The organism is Pseudomonas sp. PB105, assembly GCF_009764655.1.
Classification (GTDB): Bacteria; Pseudomonadota; Gammaproteobacteria; order Pseudomonadales; family Pseudomonadaceae; genus Aquipseudomonas; species Aquipseudomonas cyclaminis.
In genome coordinates, this window is the sequence record NZ_RWIO01000091.1 from 79,445 (window position 1) to 94,703 (window position 15,259).

Below are 15,259 nucleotides of genomic sequence, written 5' to 3' on the forward strand. Positions count from 1 at the left end.
ATGCTTCAACGGTTCTTAGATAGCCTCTTCAGACAACGTGCAGAGAGGCTTTCACATGTTGACGTCACTATCGAACACCGGCTCGCCCGTTCCACAGGCCCCCATCGTCGCCGAACACAGCACCAGCCCCGCGATTCAGGCGCCGCGCCAACGGGCCGGCCTGGAACATACGCCGCGCCTGACGGCTGAGCGGGTGGAACGCGAGGCGCTGGCCGAGCGCCTTGAAGCAGGGCTTGGCGATCTCCTCGACGGCGAAATCACCGACTGGTCTTCAGAGGCCTGTGATCTCCCCCCCACATCGGCGCTGCCCGCGCTCAGCCAAGCCGCGATGGCGCGTCTGCAGGCACTTGTGTCTCGCCCGGAAATGCTCAGCCTGTTGCAACGTGAACGATTCGACTGGGACGGCAAGCCCTTCCGTGTGTCTGAAGGCCGTCTTGAACGCTTGACCCCGGTGGGCGGCTGGGTGGACTTGACCCGTTACGTCAACGCAGTGGAGACGTTGCGCGATGAACTGGCGGCATTGACCCCGCTGACCGAACCACTGGGCAATGCGGTGTACTCGACGCCACGCTTTGATGCGCGCCAGCTCCTGGAACTCAAGGGCCTTGGGTCGCCACGCACCGTGGCCGAGACACGCAATGTCATCCGCTGGTTACGGCTGTCGTTGCCGCCGGCGCCCCCGGTGGGCGACTACACCGGGCCGTTTGCGCCCGACACGTTGAGCGCCGCCGACAAGGCCACATTGACCAAGGTCGCGCGAATCAATCTGGGCGGCGTCAAACCTGGCCATATCGCCGGGTATTCGATCTATCAGCCGGCGAACATGGGCCGCACGTTCAGCGAGGTGCGTCGCGATATCGAGTGCCACCTGCAGCAACAAAACAAGCTGACACCGGCCCTGGCAGCGCGGTTGGCCTCGGTATACCTGGCGCAAGCAGCCCCGGAAATGCTGGTCATGGAGGTGCCGGACGCGGTGCGCATCGGCACACCGGCCTGGATGGAATTACGCCTCGGCTGCGCGCTCGCCGATCATGCCGCACCGGGCACGTCACGGATGATGAGTGAGCACCAGGTCCGCGAGCTGACCCTCCTGGCGCCCACCTCAGAGGCACAAGCCCAGTTGATGCAACTCAATGCACTGAAAATCCTCGCCGACTGGGGCGTGTTGAACGGTGCCGTCAGGCTGCGCAGTGACGGCGAGTATTCTCAACACGACATCGAGGACGCTTCGCGGGCGTTGTTCAAGCAGCAGAAAGAGACGGTCGAGGCCTTCGCCAGCGCCAGCGCGGAGCTGCCGACCCGCAAGGCGCTGGCCATCAGGGAGTTGCTGCGGGCATTTCCGGACAGCACGGCGGCTGAGCTTGAGGGCATGTGCCTGGAATTGGCGAGCGCCGCGGATCGCCGCAACGCACCGGTTACGGAGCCGCGCCGCCGTTCGCTGGTGGAAACCTACATGACCGGCGACCTCACACCGGGAAAATGGGTGCACAGCGAGGATCTGCTTGCACCTTCGGCGCCGGCGAAAACGCCCTATCAGTTAAGCCGTGGGCCGCAGATTGCGCAGGGCGCCCAGGAAACACTGGACCGACGTATTCGTCATCTGCCCGAGCTGGACGCGCTGCTTGAAAGCGCTGTCGGCAATCACCTCCAACAGCTCCAGGGCGCCTATGCAGTGAAGCTCAAGTTGATGCTTGCCCAGTTGCCGCTGGCCGAGCGCACGATGATCGAGCTGGGCAAGGTCCAATTGTTCACGCTGCGCGGCGAGACCGACGTCATTCAGGTCGAGGAGACCCAGGCCCACAGAGATGCACAGTGCGGTCGCCAGGCAACCCTGATGCGCGTGGAGCATGATCAGGCGGTGGTCTATTACGAGGTCTTTGCCAGCGGCAAGCTGATCAAACGCACGGACCTGCCCGACGCACTTGAGCTTGGCGGAGTGACCGGCAAGAAACCTATCGGCACGCGCCGTGGTTCTTCGAGTGTGCTGGTAACACGTGGCACCCAGATGCCTTTCGACTTTGCTGCCTACACGACCGGCTCAGCGCCAAGGCCAGGGGTAATGACGTCATCGGTTATCGTCGAACCGCTGGGAGGGGCAATTGCATCACGCGAGTTGCCGGCCAACCACACACTGCAAAGCTATGTTCCCAACACCTATGGCTCGCGAAAGATCGCTGAAATTGCCAACAGGATCGCCCGTGACAACTTCTATGAGCCCGCCGAAGCCCTGATGCAACGTGCGCGCGAGCCGTTGCCACTGGAAAAACGTCGCGAAACCCGGGCCGGCGAGCATGAATTTCTGTTGGGATTCGTGCCGTTTCTGGGGGCATATCAGGCGTTCAAACGCGGCGATATCGCCCAGGGCCTGGGCAATCTGGCCCTGGATATGGTCGGTGTGGTCATCGGCGCCGGGGGGCAGGCGCGTGGGCTGCTGCGGTCGGCCAAGGCCTTGCTGCCCAACCCGGTGCAGCGCCTCGTCGCACGGTTCAGACCGCCCGCCGCTGCGCTGGCAGCCACCAAGCCGGTGGCCACGTTCGGCGAGCGTGCGTTCGACTTCATCAAGCATTCCGGGTTGTTTGCCAATGCGGTGTTAAACCCGTTGGACGGTTACCCGCAACTGATCCGGGCCGCAACCAAGGGGCTGCTGAAGCTGCCGATGTTGCTGGCCGAGGGCGGGGTGAAATGGGGCAAGGCGGCGCCGCATCTGATCACGGCGGAAGAAAAGCTGCGTAGCTACCTGATGGTTTCAGCGGGGCAGGAGAGCTGCGCCCAAGCGCCCAATGCGGTGACATCCCGCGCCGGAACGCAGGACGTCGAGTCAGGTGTTGATCAGTTCAGCCCCAGCTTACCGCGCAGCGTCGATAGGTCTTCAGCCAGGGTGTTGACCGGACCCACGAGCGCCTTGCGGTCGTTTTCCTTCACTTTGTCGTAGGTCTCGAAGCCGCCGCCCTGGGTCTTGTACTTGGCCAGGATCTTGTCCACGGCGGCAAAGTTCTTGTCGACCTTGGCCAGGAAGGCCTTGTCTTGTTTCTCGATCTGGCCACGGAACAGGTCGACGATTTTCTTCGCGCCGTCGATGTTGCCCTGGAAGTCATACAGGTCGGTATGGCTGTAGCGGTCTTCTTCGCCGGAGATCTTGGTTGCAGCGACTTCTTCAAGCAGGGCTGCGGCGCCACCTACGACTTTTTCCGGCGGGAAGGTCAGGCCGTCGACGCGGGTCTTGAGGTCGTTGACATCGGTGTTGAGCTTGGCGGTCAGCGTTTCCAGGCCCTTGGTCGAATTCTGCGAGAACAGTGCGTATTCGATGCGGTGAAAACCGGTGAAGTCTTCGGCGGTCACGCCTTTTTCATGGTCATCGACGCGGGAGTCGATGGACGCATCCAGGTCGCTGAACAGCTCGGCGATCGGCTCGATGGACTCATAGTGCACACGGGTCGGCGCGTAGAGTTTCTTGGCGGTGGCCAGGTCGCCTTGGTTGATGGCATCGGTGAACGCCTGGGTCTGGGTCACCAGCTCGCCGATTTCCTCGGTGACGTAGATCTTGTAGTCCGACACCGGCCCTACCAGGTCCAGCGGCGCCGTGGTGGCGGCGAAGGCGGCCAGGGGCGAGAGGGTCATTAACAACGACAACGCGAGAGTCGACTTCTTCATGGGGCGGTTTCCGCTGTGGGGGTTTGGTTTCAGGTGTTGGCAGTGGTTTGGGGATGCGTGGCGGCGAGCAGCGTGCGGCCAATGAAGTCCTTGGCGCCGGTGACGCCCGGCAAGGTGAAGAAGTACCCGCCGCCGACTGGCTTGAGGTATTCCTCCAGGGGCTCGCCGTTGAGCCGGGTCTGCACGCTGATAAAGCCTTTCTCCAGGTCAGCCTGGTAGCAGATGAACAACAGCCCCATGTCCAACTGACCGTTTTTATTGACGCCGTTGGAGTAGTTGAACGGCCGGCGCAGGATCAGGTTGGCCTGAGTCTGCGGGGTGCGCGGGTTGGCCAGGCGGATGTGCGCATCGAGCTTGGTCAACTTGCCTTCCGGGTCCTTGCTGTAGTCAGGCACCTGGCTTTCCTGGCGGCCATCCATCGGCGCGCCGGTGGTCTTGATGCGGCCGATGATGCTCTCTTGTTCTTGCAGGGGCGTGCGGTCCCAACGTTCGACGAAGTTGCGGATGATGCGCACCGCCTGATAGCTGCCATGGGCGGCCCAGGCCGGTTCGTCGCTGCCGGTTTGCACCCAGACGATCTGGTCCATGGCCTTGGCGTCGTTGGAGTTCGGGTTAGCCGAACCGTCACGAAAACCCAGGAAGTTGCGTGCGCTCTGCGCCGGCTCGCCGGGTTTGGCCGGGGCCTGGGGCGGCACGCTGCCTTCCGGTTTCCAGCGCACCAGCAACAGGTCGGGGAGGTTTTTCACGATGTCGCGCAGGGCGTGGATATTGGTGTCCGGGGTGTTGGAACAAAATTGCAGGCTCAGGTCGCCGTGGCACTGCGCCGGTTCCAGCGCGTCGTTGGGGAAACCGACCATGCGGCTCAGGCGCTTGGGTTTGGCGACGCCCAGGCCGAAGCGCTCATCGAACAGCGACTCGCCGACGGACACCGTGATGGTCAGGTTGTCCGGCGTGACCACCGGGCCAAGAATCCCTGAATCGGTAGGCGGCAGCTTTGGGTCGATCTGGGCCACGGTGCCGCCGGTCATCAGGAAACTGATGCGTTCGTTCAAGGTACGGAACAGGCGCTCCAGGTCTTCGCGGTCGCTGGCCAACACGTCGAATGCCACGAGCATGCCGCACGCCGGGCGCGGGGTAACGATGCCGCTTTGGTGCTGGCCGAAAAAGTCGTGGTGGTCCTGGGTCTTGTCACTGCGCGGTGCGGTGGTGACTTGTTCCTGGGCGGTGGCGGCCATGGCCGGGCAGCTCAGGCTGCTGCCGGCAATCGCGGCGCCAGTGGCGGCCATGCCCAGCAGGACACGGCGGCGTTGTAGATCAAACGGTGTTGAATCACTCATGTGTGCGGTCGTCTTCACTGCAGGCCGGAAAGGCCAAGGGCGGGGTCGATTCCATCGAGTGCAACGGCCAGAGCCTTGGCCTTGTCGGCGATCTGCTTGCGCTGATCGGCGGTGACGCTGTCGTACGTGGCGTAGCCTTTGTCGACCTTGAAACCCTGGATTTCGGCATCGAAAGCGGCGAGGGCGCTGTCGATATGCGGCAACAGGTCGGCGGCGGACTTGGTCAACAGTGGGCGCATCAACTCGACCACCTTGTGCGCAGCCTCCAGATTGGCGGCAAAACCATTCAGGTCGACATGGCTGTAGCGTTCTTCCTCACCGCTGGCGGCACGCACATCTGCCAGGCTGTTGAGGTTGCGCACCACGATGCTGACCAACTGCTCCGGCGGCAGGGACTGGGCCAGCAATTGCTGTTTGAGGGTGCTGACATCCGTTACCAGGCGCTGCGCCACCGGGGCCAGGCCATCAAGGCTGCGTTGCTGGAACAGGCTGTATTCGAGGCGATGGAAACCGCTGAAGGCCGGGTCTTGCTCACGTTTTTCAAAATAGTCGGCACGCGCGTTGATTGCGTTATCCAACTCGGCCAGGCGCTGGGAGGCCGGGGCCAGACGTTGATAAGCCTCACGGGCCGGCACATACAGCGCCTGGGCCTGGGTCAGGTCACCGGCGTCAATAGCCTGCTGCAAGGCGGTCGCAGCCTTGACCAGCGCGCTGCCCTGGCTGCTCACGTACACGCGGAACTCCGACAGCGGGCCGATAAACGCCACCATCGATGGCTTGGCCTTGGCCTGGGCATCGGAGGCGGCCGTCGGCGTCACATGCAGGGTGCCACGGGGGTTGCTCAGCAGGCCGCAGGTGATCGCATAGTCGCCGGGCAGCAGGTTGGCGTTGATCACCTGGCTCAGGCCGGGGGCGATGTTTTCCCGTTCTTCGACCACCAGCACGCCGTCGAGGATTTCCCATTCCACGGCGCGGTCGGAGCGGTTGATGATGCGAAAGCTCGCACGCCCGGCCGGCACCGTCAGTGCATTGGGCTCGCAGGCGTGGCCATGAATAGTCACAGCGATTTCATTGCTGTTGGTCTGGCGCTTGGCGGCGGCCAATTGCGAGGCGTAATAAAACAGGCCACCGGCGGCGATCATCACGACCACCGAGCCGGCCACCGCCCAGCGCAAGGCGCGGGGAGGCAAGGCGGGTTGAGGCGTTGGGCTGGACAAGAGACGGTCCTTACTGGCTGGAAACGGAAGAGGGCGTGTGGGCGGGTTTGGCCGGTGCGGCAGGCAGGAAGAACATCACCAGCGCCACCACCAGATAAATCAGGTAGGCGCCCAGGGTGCTGACGGTTGGCGCTTCCTGATAGCCGAACATGCCGGCGAGCACCGAACCCAGCGGGCTGTCCATCGGCAAGGCGGCGCTGAAGTCGAACAGCACGGTTTGCAGGTGGTTCCACACGCCGGCTTCGTGCAGGGCCTGTACCGAATTGGCCAGGATGCCGGCGGCAACCACCAGGATAAACAGCCCGGTCCAGCGGAAAAACGCGCCGAGGTTCAGGCGCATGCTGCCGGTGTAGATCAGGAAACCCACGATGATTGCCAAAACCAGGCCGAGCAGGGCGCCAATCGGCGCGCCCGGCCCTTCGCTTTGCTGGAACACCGCGAGCAGGAAAAACACGGTTTCCAGACCTTCACGGGCCACGGCGAAAAACACCATGAGGATCAATGCCGTGACCTGGTGTTTAGAGCCGGTCAACGCCTGATCAAGAGAGGCGTGCAGCGAATGCTTGATGGAGCGCGCCACTTTGCGCATCCAGAACACCATGGAACTGAGAATGCCCACGGCCACCAGGCCGACAATACCTTCGAACAGTTCCTGTTGTTTTTGCGGGAACTCGGCGCTGACCAACTCCAGGCCACCGCCCACCAACAACGCCAGCGCAGCGGCGAGAAATACCCCGATCCACACCGCCGGCATCCACTGGCCACGGCCGGTCTGTTGCAGGTAACTGGCGATGATGCCAACGATCAATGCTGCTTCAATGCCTTCGCGCAGCATGATGAGAAAGGGGACAAGCATTCGGCACCAGAACGTAACTAGATAGGAGCCTAAGTTGTAACATAATGATACTCATTACTAAACAGCCAATCTTGACGTTTGCTGAACAGGGGCTGAACGGCCCTGAGAAGGCCGTTCAGTAGTCCTGCCCGACGGCCTGGTTATAGGTATCCACCAGCAAGTCAAAGCGCCGTTGAGTTTCAAAGTAATCAGCGTCCAGCCGCTCTGGGTCGGGGTTTTCGCTTGAATGCCGGGCAAGTGTTTGCAGCGCGCCGAGGTAGGCGTAACCGGGTTGTTCAATCCGCTGCCACAGCCGTTGGGCCTCGGCCTCGGAGGTCGGTTGATTGGGGCGCAGGTACCGCTGGGCGTAATCCCAGGTTTGCTGTAAGTCGCTCAACGCATCCGTCAATTGCTGGGGGGATCGCGGGTCAAGGCTGTGCATCGTGTCGCGGGTTTGCAGGATCAGGCCAGAGATAAGTGCCATCTGGTGTTTGTCACGGACCTGCAAGTGCTGCAGTTGTTGCAAGCGTATCTGGCGGTCGGCTTTGTCCACGGCGGCGCGCAGTTCGGATGAGACTGCGAGGAATTTTTCCGCCACGGGGAAGAACCGCGCATCGCTGATCGCTCGCTGCGCAGGGGCGAGGCCAGGAGTGGTTGCGTTGGGGTAGAAGTCGAACTCCTTCACCGATGAATAGACCTGCAGCAGGTGGTCCATATAGTCATCGCGAAGCGCGGCGACCTTCGGCAGGTATTTGCGCAGCGCGCTTCTTTGCGAGGACGTCAGCAGGCACAGGTCCGGGCGCTTGGCGTCGTAGTCCAGCAGGCTTAATTGAGGGCCTTGCGTGCGCTGGTACAGCTCGGGAAAACGCTCGATGAAGTCCAGGCTGGGGTCGTTGGCGCGGGCGCTGCGATTGCGGTAGTTGAAGTACGCCAACCGCCAATTGCTGTCGACTCGGTTAAGGCAATCGATCACCGGGCGCAGCGCCTGGGCTTGCTGGTGTTCAAGCGCGGCCTGGCGGTTGGCCCAGGTTTTCAGTGGGGCGAGCAGATCGGTATTCGTCAGCAGGCCCACGGCGCTCAGCGTCAGGGGCACGAGAGTGCACAGGGCGGCAATGGTGATGCGGTTCATGGTGTACACCCCGGCGCGCCCGCTTTGAGACCACTGCAAGGGCTCATCAGGTACGGTTGCAAGCCCTCGTCACGGTGGATACGTTGACTGTTTGCGTACATCAGCGCGGCGCTCAGCAGCAGGGCGCCGAGGCCCAGGCAGGTGGCCCATTGGCGTGTCGACGGTCGCGTAGGCCAGCGCCACGTCAGCGCTGCACGTATCGACGGTCGCCCGAGTACGCGCTGCGCCAACCCCAGGCCCTGCAGCGTCAGCACATAGCCGGCGAACGCGTAATTGCCCAGGATGATCCAGATCAGCAGGCCAAGCACCCAGCACGGCAGAATCTCGCGGATCACCAACGGCGGCGGCCGGCGAAAGCTCAGCCAGGGCGACAGGTGCGCGGCGAGCTTCTCGTCGATTTCACCGTAACCGTCAGTAGCCGGACGCCAGATGGCCAGGATGAGCAGCGCCGGTATGGCGATCAGGAAGGCCCAGGTCGGGGCCATGCCGAGGGATTCCATCAAGGTGTGGTCGGTCAGTTGCTGGTCGTGGATCGCCCAGCCTGCGGCCATGCCCAGCAGCGCCACAAACATTGGCCAAGGGCGGCTGATGCGCTCCCAGTCGCGCCAGAAGTAAGGATCCTCATCGGGCATTTGCGCGCACAGCGCCGGGTATTGATTGAGCAGGGTTTCGCTGAGGGTGCGGCAGGCGTTCCAATCGGACTCGCCAAAGCGCCGGGCATAGCGTTGGCGTTGTTCCAGCGTCAGCTCGCCGAACAGCAACCTGGCCGCGCGCGCCTGCGGGTCACGGCTGTTCAGGCTGGCCTGGTGGTAGGCCTGCGCTTTGAAACGCTCCAGGGCGTTGCGCTCCTTTAACGCCGACCACTCGGGCTCTGGGCAGCGGTTTTCCAGGTACTGATCGGACCAGGCCTGCTCAGTGCACAGGGTGTCGAACAGCGCCTCGGACCAGAAGCTGCTGGCCAGCAGCGTACGGGCCAGCGCGTCATTGAGCCGTGCATGGCGCGCCAGGGGCTTGAGCCATTCGGTGTTATGCAAGTCAATCAAGGCGGCGGTGAAGGCCTCGACCTGTTGTTGATCAAGCAATTCGGTCAGTTGGTGCTCGACCTGGGCAAACATCTGCTCCAGCAGCGCGGCCAGGCGGTAGTCAGGCAGCCGCGCCGGCGTTTCCCGCTGCCAGGGGCTGAGCCAGTGCAGGTGAGTCACGGCCCAGTCCGCAATCGCGGGTTCCGTGCCACTCAGGCAGCGTTGCAGCAGCAAGGCTTCAAATGCCTCGGCGCATTCATTGTCCTGGGCTTGTTGATAGAGAAACGCGAGATTGGCCGGCGTGGCATTGGCCACCAGGGCTTGCGCCTGGTCGTAGCGCGTGTCGGGCTCGGCGGCGGCTGGCTGCACGGTGTCGACCGGCAGGGCTTGCGGCACTTCGACGGGCGCCTCATAACGGCTCCACTGCAACGCGTGCTCATAGGCCTCGCGCAGGCGCTGGAAGCCGACAGGGTCTTCGTCCGGGCGATGCTGTTTGAGCAACACCGCGTATTGGCGCTTGATACTGCGGGTATCGGCGTCGGACGGCAGCCCAAGTACTTCCCAGCAACTCATCGATTCAACTCCCTGTCGGTAAAAATCCCGGCGCAGAATACCCGAGACCGGCCACCCGGTGCCTACTCTTTTGCCGCGTGACTGCCTAAGATGGCCGCACTTCACGTCACACAGGGCACGGACTGCACCCATGTCGGAAAAAGACACCATCTCCCTCCACCTCGTGCGCGAGGCCTTGTTGCAGAGCTGCGCAACCGGTGCGGCCACCGTGGAGGTGTTGCGCAAGGTCGGGATTGATCCTGGGTTGCTGGAACAGCCGGCTGCGCGCATTCCGGCTACGGCCTATGCACGGTTATGGCGCCTGCTGGCCCGGCGCACGGACGATGAGTTCTTCGGCATGGACCCGCGCAAGCTCAAGTCCGGCAGCCTGGCGTTCCTCTGTCGCGCCTGCGTGGCGCAACCCACGCTTGCCGCCAGCCTGGAGACCGGATTGGGGTTTCTCTCGCTGATGCTGGAACGCATGCCCGCCCAACTGGTGCGCCAACAGAGCCTGGCGGAAATCGTGTTGCTGGAGCCTGAAGATGAGCCCAGTCGCGCTTTCACCTATTTCACCTACTGGATGATCGTGCACGGCGTGGCCTGCTGGCTGGCGGGACGGCGCATTCCGATCCTGGCCATTGAACTGCGCTGCCCACCGCCGGATTTTTGCGATGACTATCAGGTGATGTTTTCCGACAACCTGCGCTTCGACCGACCGCGCACCCGCATGATCTTTTCCGCCGACTGCCTCGATTTGCCGATCAAGCGCAGCCCGGAAGAACTCAAGCGCTTCCTGGCCCATGCGCCGGCCAACATCCTGGTCAAATACCGCGACCCCGACAGCCTGGCCAACCGAATCAAGCACGACCTGCGCCAGATGCCCGCCGACACCTGGCCGGAAACCGAAGGCCTTGCGGCCACCTTGTGCATCTCCGCCTCAACCCTGCGCCGACGTCTGGCGGAAGAAGGGCAGAGCTATCAGGGCCTCAAGGACAGTGTGCGCAAGGAATTGGCGATTGTGTGGCTGGCAGAACCGCAGATCAGCTTTGCCGAGATTGCCGCGCGGTTGGGGTTTGCCGACACCAGTTCGTTTTATAAGGCGTTTCGCAAGTGGGCGGGGTCCAATCCTGGGCACTATCGGAGTTTGATTTTGGGGGAGCCCCGTTAAACAGCGCACAGGACTGCTGGCGGCCAAGACTTTTCCTATCCCATCCATACGATTCCCTGCGGCAGGGTAGGCACTCTTCAATCGTGAAAGCGTGCTCCCCAAATGCCCAAGGTCGCTGCTACCCCTGAGCCTGTTGTCGTAGGTTCGCTGTTTACCGCCACCCGCACTCAGCCAGAGCGTTCCGCTGAGATCAACCGTCCAGAACCGTTGCTACGCCCTTCGACGCTGCTTCATCACATCCCAGGCCAATTGCAGGGCATCAGCGATTTTTCACAAGCCATGCTCGACACGGCTGTACTGGATGCCAGAAACAAGGAACGCTGGCTCGTTGCCTTGGAGCAAGGCGTGCAGGGCAAGGCTGATCAGGACCGTATCGACCTCGCGGACATCCGTTTTTCAAGCGTCACGGGGTCCACGCTGGCCACTGACGTTCAACGTGGGCGCAAGGTTCTGGTAGCCCTGGCGAATCGTCCAGGCATGCAGGTGCTCTGGCGCAACCATGGAATCGACGGCCAGACCGCCCGTCTACGCATCTGCGATGGCCGTTTGCAGGCGTCGGGCAGTGCAGGTCGCTGGATCGATATGAGCGACGATGTATCGGCCCGACCCGGCTTGAAGAAACTCTTCGACAGACTGCTGAAAATAGCGCAAACCACCGGACATGTTCTGCACTCCACGGGCGAAGTCGACGCGTTGCAGGTACTGCGTGTGATGCTACCCAAAGCAGACGGGCAGGACGTACTCCGCTCGGCCGGGGCCATTCGCAATCTGATTGGCTGGCAGCGCCATCCGTTTCCGGCCAGCCCGCCGATGGGCAACTACACCGGGCCATGGCTGGCGCTGGACGCGCCGCTGAAACTGAGCCTGGAAGACCGCCGAACGCTGGTGGAGTCTTTTGAACGCTTCGTCGGCCCACAGTGGCTGGACCAACTCCAGTCTCTTTCCGGTAATGTCGATGCGCACATCCCTGGGCTATTACGCCGTCAGAAAAATCTCAATGTGTATCGCCAGCATCGTTTGCTGGAGGGGTTGAAGCTTCCCCGCGCTGGTTTACGCGAAACACAGCTCAATCAGTTACTGATCACCGCGCACCTTTTACGTATTGATCCGCACCTGGGACAGCGGAGAAATCACGTGGCGGGTTATGACGTGTACTCGGTACAAAATACCGGGCTCAAGATGGCCGATGTTCGCAACGACCTGCAAACGCACCTTGTGCACAGCAAAGGCGTGCATCCGGACGCCGTGGAGGCTGTAAGCCATCTATTTCTGGCGACTGTCGCGCCAGAGTTTCTGGTGCGTGATACCCCGGACACTCTGCACATAGGTTCTCCCGCCTGGCTGGTGTTGAGAAAAACCGTTGCCCTGCTTGAAGCGCACGCGCCAGGGTCGAGTCGGACCCTGACGTATGCTCAAGTGCTGGAGCGTGCGGCTCTCCAGCCGCCAATACCCGCGCTGATGCCGTTTTTCCTGGCGGCCGAGGCCGATCCGTTGCTGGATTGGGGCGTGCTCAATGGTGTGATCGTGGGCCGCGCGGATGACCATTACACCGTCGAAGATATGCGCAAGAGCGCTCAGAAATACAACGACTATATCGAGACCACGCATAAAGCCACCGCCGCCCTGCAGACGGCTCCCCTGACACGCAGAGAATTGGCAAAAGCGGACCTCAAGGTGGCGTTCCCAAAGCGGGACCTGGAAAAACCCGTGCAAAAAGACACCTATCCGATGCCTTTTTTCATGGCCGACCCCGAGTATGAATTGAGCTTGATTGACCTGCATATGATGGGCGCGTTGAAGAGTGGCGAGTATGCGCAACACGTGGCCAACGGCCCGTTTGGCGGCATTACGGTGGACGTGGCCGGGGATCTCGCCGATCTGCAATCGGGTTTTGATCGGCTTCGCTTTACCAAAGACCGACTCGAGCAGTCTGTAAAGTTGGGTGTCGACACGTTCAGTTCGGCCATCACTACACGTCTCAAGGACTTATTCAGCAAAATGCCTTTCCAGGACCGACAGGTGCTGGAGCGAGAAGAGCTGACGTTTTACAGGGTGGAGGCCGAGTCCATCACTGCCGAGGGAAAGTCCATCAGCAGTGCGGATGAACAAAAGGAACGCGTAAAGGGGCGTTATGGTTTTATCGTCCAGGCGGGACAGGGTGAAGAGGCAAAGTGTTTTGAGTTCTGGCCCTTGAGGGGCGAGTACTTCGAGCGTCCGGCGTTCCTGAAGACACTGGCCCGAGGCGAAGCTGTCGTGCCCCGTCTGTGGGTGACAAAACTGCAATCCCATGTGGACGGCCAAGGGGCTGCGGAGTCCGAGGTACAGATACGAGCCTTGCGCGAAACCCTGCCGGCCGGTGGCGGGCGTGGATTAATGGCAGACGGCGGATATTTTTCGCAGAAGAGCAGGGATTTTGCCGCCTATGTGCGGCGCCATGATCTGGTGCTCAATCGACAGGAACTCCTGGGCTCCGCCATGGGCTCCACGCCGCGTGAGCGTTTCGAGGCACGCACGCAAGAAGCGGTACAGACGATTGAAAACCTGCTTATTCCCTTTAAGGGCTGCTATGACGACATCTCCTCCGGTCGCGTAAAGACCGACCTTGGCGCGCTCACCGGCTGCGCACTCGACGCCTTGATGATCGGTTCAGTGGTTGCGGGCGAGGCTGTGGAAGGGGCACAGGCTGTCAGTCGGGCAGAAACCGCATTGTCCAAGGTGTCGGCGGCTACCAGGGCGTTTGGCAAGCTGACCCATAGCCTGTTCAACCCTGTTGCGGGTTTGGAGCAACCGTTACAGCAAGGCTACGAATGGTTGAGCAAGCGCAGTTTCTTTCGTCTGGGCAAGCCCTTGGGTGAGCTTCGTACAACCTGGAATACCGCGCTGAAAGAGCAACTGGGCCCCCGGCCCTTTACCAGCGAGCGTCCTCGGAAAATGCGCAGGCCGTCTGTTGACGGTGAGGATCTGCGTTCACAGGATCCCGCTCAACTGCCTACCCTGGCGACCGCCGAAGCGTCCACCGCAACAACCCCGCTTGAACAAAGCCGTCAAGCCATTGAACGGGCACTGCCCATCGCCCGGGAGCGGCTCAATGGCGCCCTGCGTGCGCTGTCCGATCCTGAGTTAGAGAAAGATCTCAAATTTGTGTGCAAAACGTTCTTCGGTTCGGACTCCGATGATGCAGTAGCTGCCTTTACGCGCAAGCAGCGCACCATGAAAGCGGACTTGGATAAACTGGATCTTTCCAACATCAACTTCCTTGAAAACGAGGGGCCTGAGTGGCAGGCCCAGCTCCTGCCGTCGTCCTACAGCCGCTACAAGGCAGGCAACCTTCAGGAAAAATATATTGAAGTGAATGTGGACGGCGCCACGCACTATTACCGCTACATGGGGCATAGCGATGAGGCTATGGCCAACACCCTGATCCATGAACAGGCCCATGGATTTCCGGGTGATGAGGATTACGTGTATTCCGGCGCGATCAAGGGGGGGCGCGAGGACATCGCAGACCTGCTCAACCTGGGGAAAACAACGGACCCCAACCATTTTCGCCACTTGGGTGACGAGGTGCAGGAGGCGACCTTGAGCTTGTTCGCCAAGGCGCCCCAAGCGCATAACGCCGACTCGACCCTGTTTGGCATTGCGTTGCTGGACCAGGCTAAAAACAACCGGGCGTTGTACGAGGAAAACGTGAAAGCGATTCAACAGGCGCTGGAAAAGGCCAAAGACAATGGCGGCGTGATCGCCGAACACTTGCCCGTCAGAATTATTCGCAAGCGTGCAGTACGCAGCACACCTTTGCCGCGCTTTGTACTGGTGCGCCACGATCAGACGGGCAACATCGTCCAGGTGCTGGAGCGGCTTCCACGGCCAGCGGGGCACGGGCCTCATGCTTCACGGCCTGTCAGTGAGGTTGTGCAGGAGGTGTTCAAGTGGCATTGAAGCGCGTGTTCGAATGCACTGGGAAAAAACGGCTTGGCTGAGCCGCAGATCAGCTTTGCCGGGCGACTGGGAATGGCGGGATGCGCCCAGCCTTATCGTTAGGGTCTGCCGGTTGCCGGTTCCAGGAGTTTGGCCTTGGCTAGCTGCTGGATCAGTGCTTCGCTGGGTTTTGGCGGGGGGATATTGGCCAGGCGTGCTTCCAGCCATTGCAGCTTGCCGTCCCATGCGGGGAGTTTGGCGGGGGGGAGGGGGAGGACTTCGTTGATTTCGGGGACTTTTGGGTCGGCGTAGGAGTAGTCCGCTAGCAGACTCCAGATTGCGTTATAGCGTTCTGCGCGTTCAAGGTCTTCCTGTAGGTGGAGGTAGTAAAGTTCATCGGTGGCAGGTGGACCAAGGAAGCCTTTCCTCA

General features: G+C 61.6%; 10 protein-coding genes. 3 read left to right on the forward strand and 7 right to left on the reverse strand.

Translation table 11 applies throughout. The features are described from left to right. Nucleotides 1-55: 55 nt before the first annotated feature. Entirely contained in the window at nucleotides 56-2,932 is a 2,877-nt protein-coding gene (locus tag EJD88_RS21760) for a hypothetical protein (RefSeq protein WP_158879011.1), read from the forward strand. Here the strand turns inward: EJD88_RS21760 and efeO (EJD88_RS21765) are convergent. The 6 genes from efeO (EJD88_RS21765) to EJD88_RS21790 form a co-directional block, all read right to left on the reverse strand. Further along, a complete protein-coding gene (gene efeO, locus EJD88_RS21765; protein WP_112195134.1) occupies nucleotides 2,830-3,651 on the reverse strand; it encodes an iron uptake system protein EfeO in 822 nt (273 codons plus the stop codon). The genes EJD88_RS21760 and efeO (EJD88_RS21765) overlap by 103 nt on opposite strands. Before the next feature lie 29 nt (nucleotides 3,652-3,680). Then, complete coding sequence (efeB, locus tag EJD88_RS21770; RefSeq protein ID WP_158879012.1) at nucleotides 3,681-4,988, reverse strand: iron uptake transporter deferrochelatase/peroxidase subunit; 1,308 nt, start codon at nucleotides 4,986-4,988, stop codon at nucleotides 3,681-3,683. Between the two features lie 14 nt (nucleotides 4,989-5,002). Next, the gene (gene efeO / locus EJD88_RS21775) at nucleotides 5,003-6,205 is read right to left on the reverse strand and encodes an iron uptake system protein EfeO (RefSeq protein WP_158879013.1); all 1,203 of its coding nucleotides are present in this window, start codon (nucleotides 6,203-6,205) and stop codon (nucleotides 5,003-5,005) included. 10 nt (nucleotides 6,206-6,215) lie between these two features. Continuing rightward, on the reverse strand, nucleotides 6,216-7,061 hold the full coding sequence (gene efeU / locus EJD88_RS21780; RefSeq protein WP_122307741.1) for an iron uptake transporter permease EfeU: 846 nt from the start codon (nucleotides 7,059-7,061) through the stop codon (nucleotides 6,216-6,218). A 115-nt stretch (nucleotides 7,062-7,176) separates the two neighbouring features. After that, nucleotides 7,177-8,169 carry a DUF3829 domain-containing protein gene (locus tag EJD88_RS21785; RefSeq protein ID WP_158879014.1) on the reverse strand — a complete coding sequence of 331 codons (993 nt, stop codon included), beginning with the start codon at nucleotides 8,167-8,169 and terminating at the stop codon, nucleotides 7,177-7,179. Next, nucleotides 8,166-9,764: a J domain-containing protein gene (locus EJD88_RS21790; RefSeq protein ID WP_158879015.1), complete on the reverse strand. Its 1,599-nt coding sequence runs from the start codon at nucleotides 9,762-9,764 to the stop codon at nucleotides 8,166-8,168. Before EJD88_RS21790 ends, EJD88_RS21785 begins: the two co-directional genes overlap by 4 nt. Nucleotides 9,765-9,894: 130 nt before the next feature. Between EJD88_RS21790 and EJD88_RS21795 the strand changes: the two genes are divergently transcribed. Next, nucleotides 9,895-10,911 (forward strand): AraC family transcriptional regulator, encoded by a 1,017-nt coding sequence (locus EJD88_RS21795; RefSeq protein ID WP_099585150.1) that lies wholly within the window; start codon nucleotides 9,895-9,897, stop codon nucleotides 10,909-10,911. A 102-nt stretch (nucleotides 10,912-11,013) separates the two neighbouring features. Then, a complete protein-coding gene (locus EJD88_RS21800) occupies nucleotides 11,014-14,850 on the forward strand; it encodes a hypothetical protein (RefSeq protein WP_158879016.1) in 3,837 nt (1,278 codons plus the stop codon). A 98-nt stretch (nucleotides 14,851-14,948) separates the two neighbouring features. Here the strand turns inward: EJD88_RS21800 and EJD88_RS21805 are convergent. Next, nucleotides 14,949-15,259: DUF6396 domain-containing protein (locus EJD88_RS21805; protein ID WP_256673680.1), on the reverse strand; the 311-nt coding region annotated here is incomplete at its 5' end.

Coding starts and splice junctions, on each gene's coding strand:
- efeB (WP_158879012.1), bottom strand. CDS start 4,988: ATGAGTGATTCAACACCGTTTGATCTACAACGCCGCCGTGTCCTGCTG.
- EJD88_RS21800 (WP_158879016.1), top strand. CDS start 11,014: ATGCCCAAGGTCGCTGCTACCCCTGAGCCTGTTGTCGTAGGTTCGCTG.
- EJD88_RS21790 (WP_158879015.1), bottom strand. CDS start 9,764: ATGAGTTGCTGGGAAGTACTTGGGCTGCCGTCCGACGCCGATACCCGC.
- EJD88_RS21785 (WP_158879014.1), bottom strand. CDS start 8,169: ATGAACCGCATCACCATTGCCGCCCTGTGCACTCTCGTGCCCCTGACG.
- efeO (WP_112195134.1), bottom strand. CDS start 3,651: ATGAAGAAGTCGACTCTCGCGTTGTCGTTGTTAATGACCCTCTCGCCC.
- EJD88_RS21795 (WP_099585150.1), top strand. CDS start 9,895: ATGTCGGAAAAAGACACCATCTCCCTCCACCTCGTGCGCGAGGCCTTG.
- EJD88_RS21760 (WP_158879011.1), top strand. CDS start 56: ATGTTGACGTCACTATCGAACACCGGCTCGCCCGTTCCACAGGCCCCC.
- efeU (WP_122307741.1), bottom strand. CDS start 7,061: ATGCTTGTCCCCTTTCTCATCATGCTGCGCGAAGGCATTGAAGCAGCA.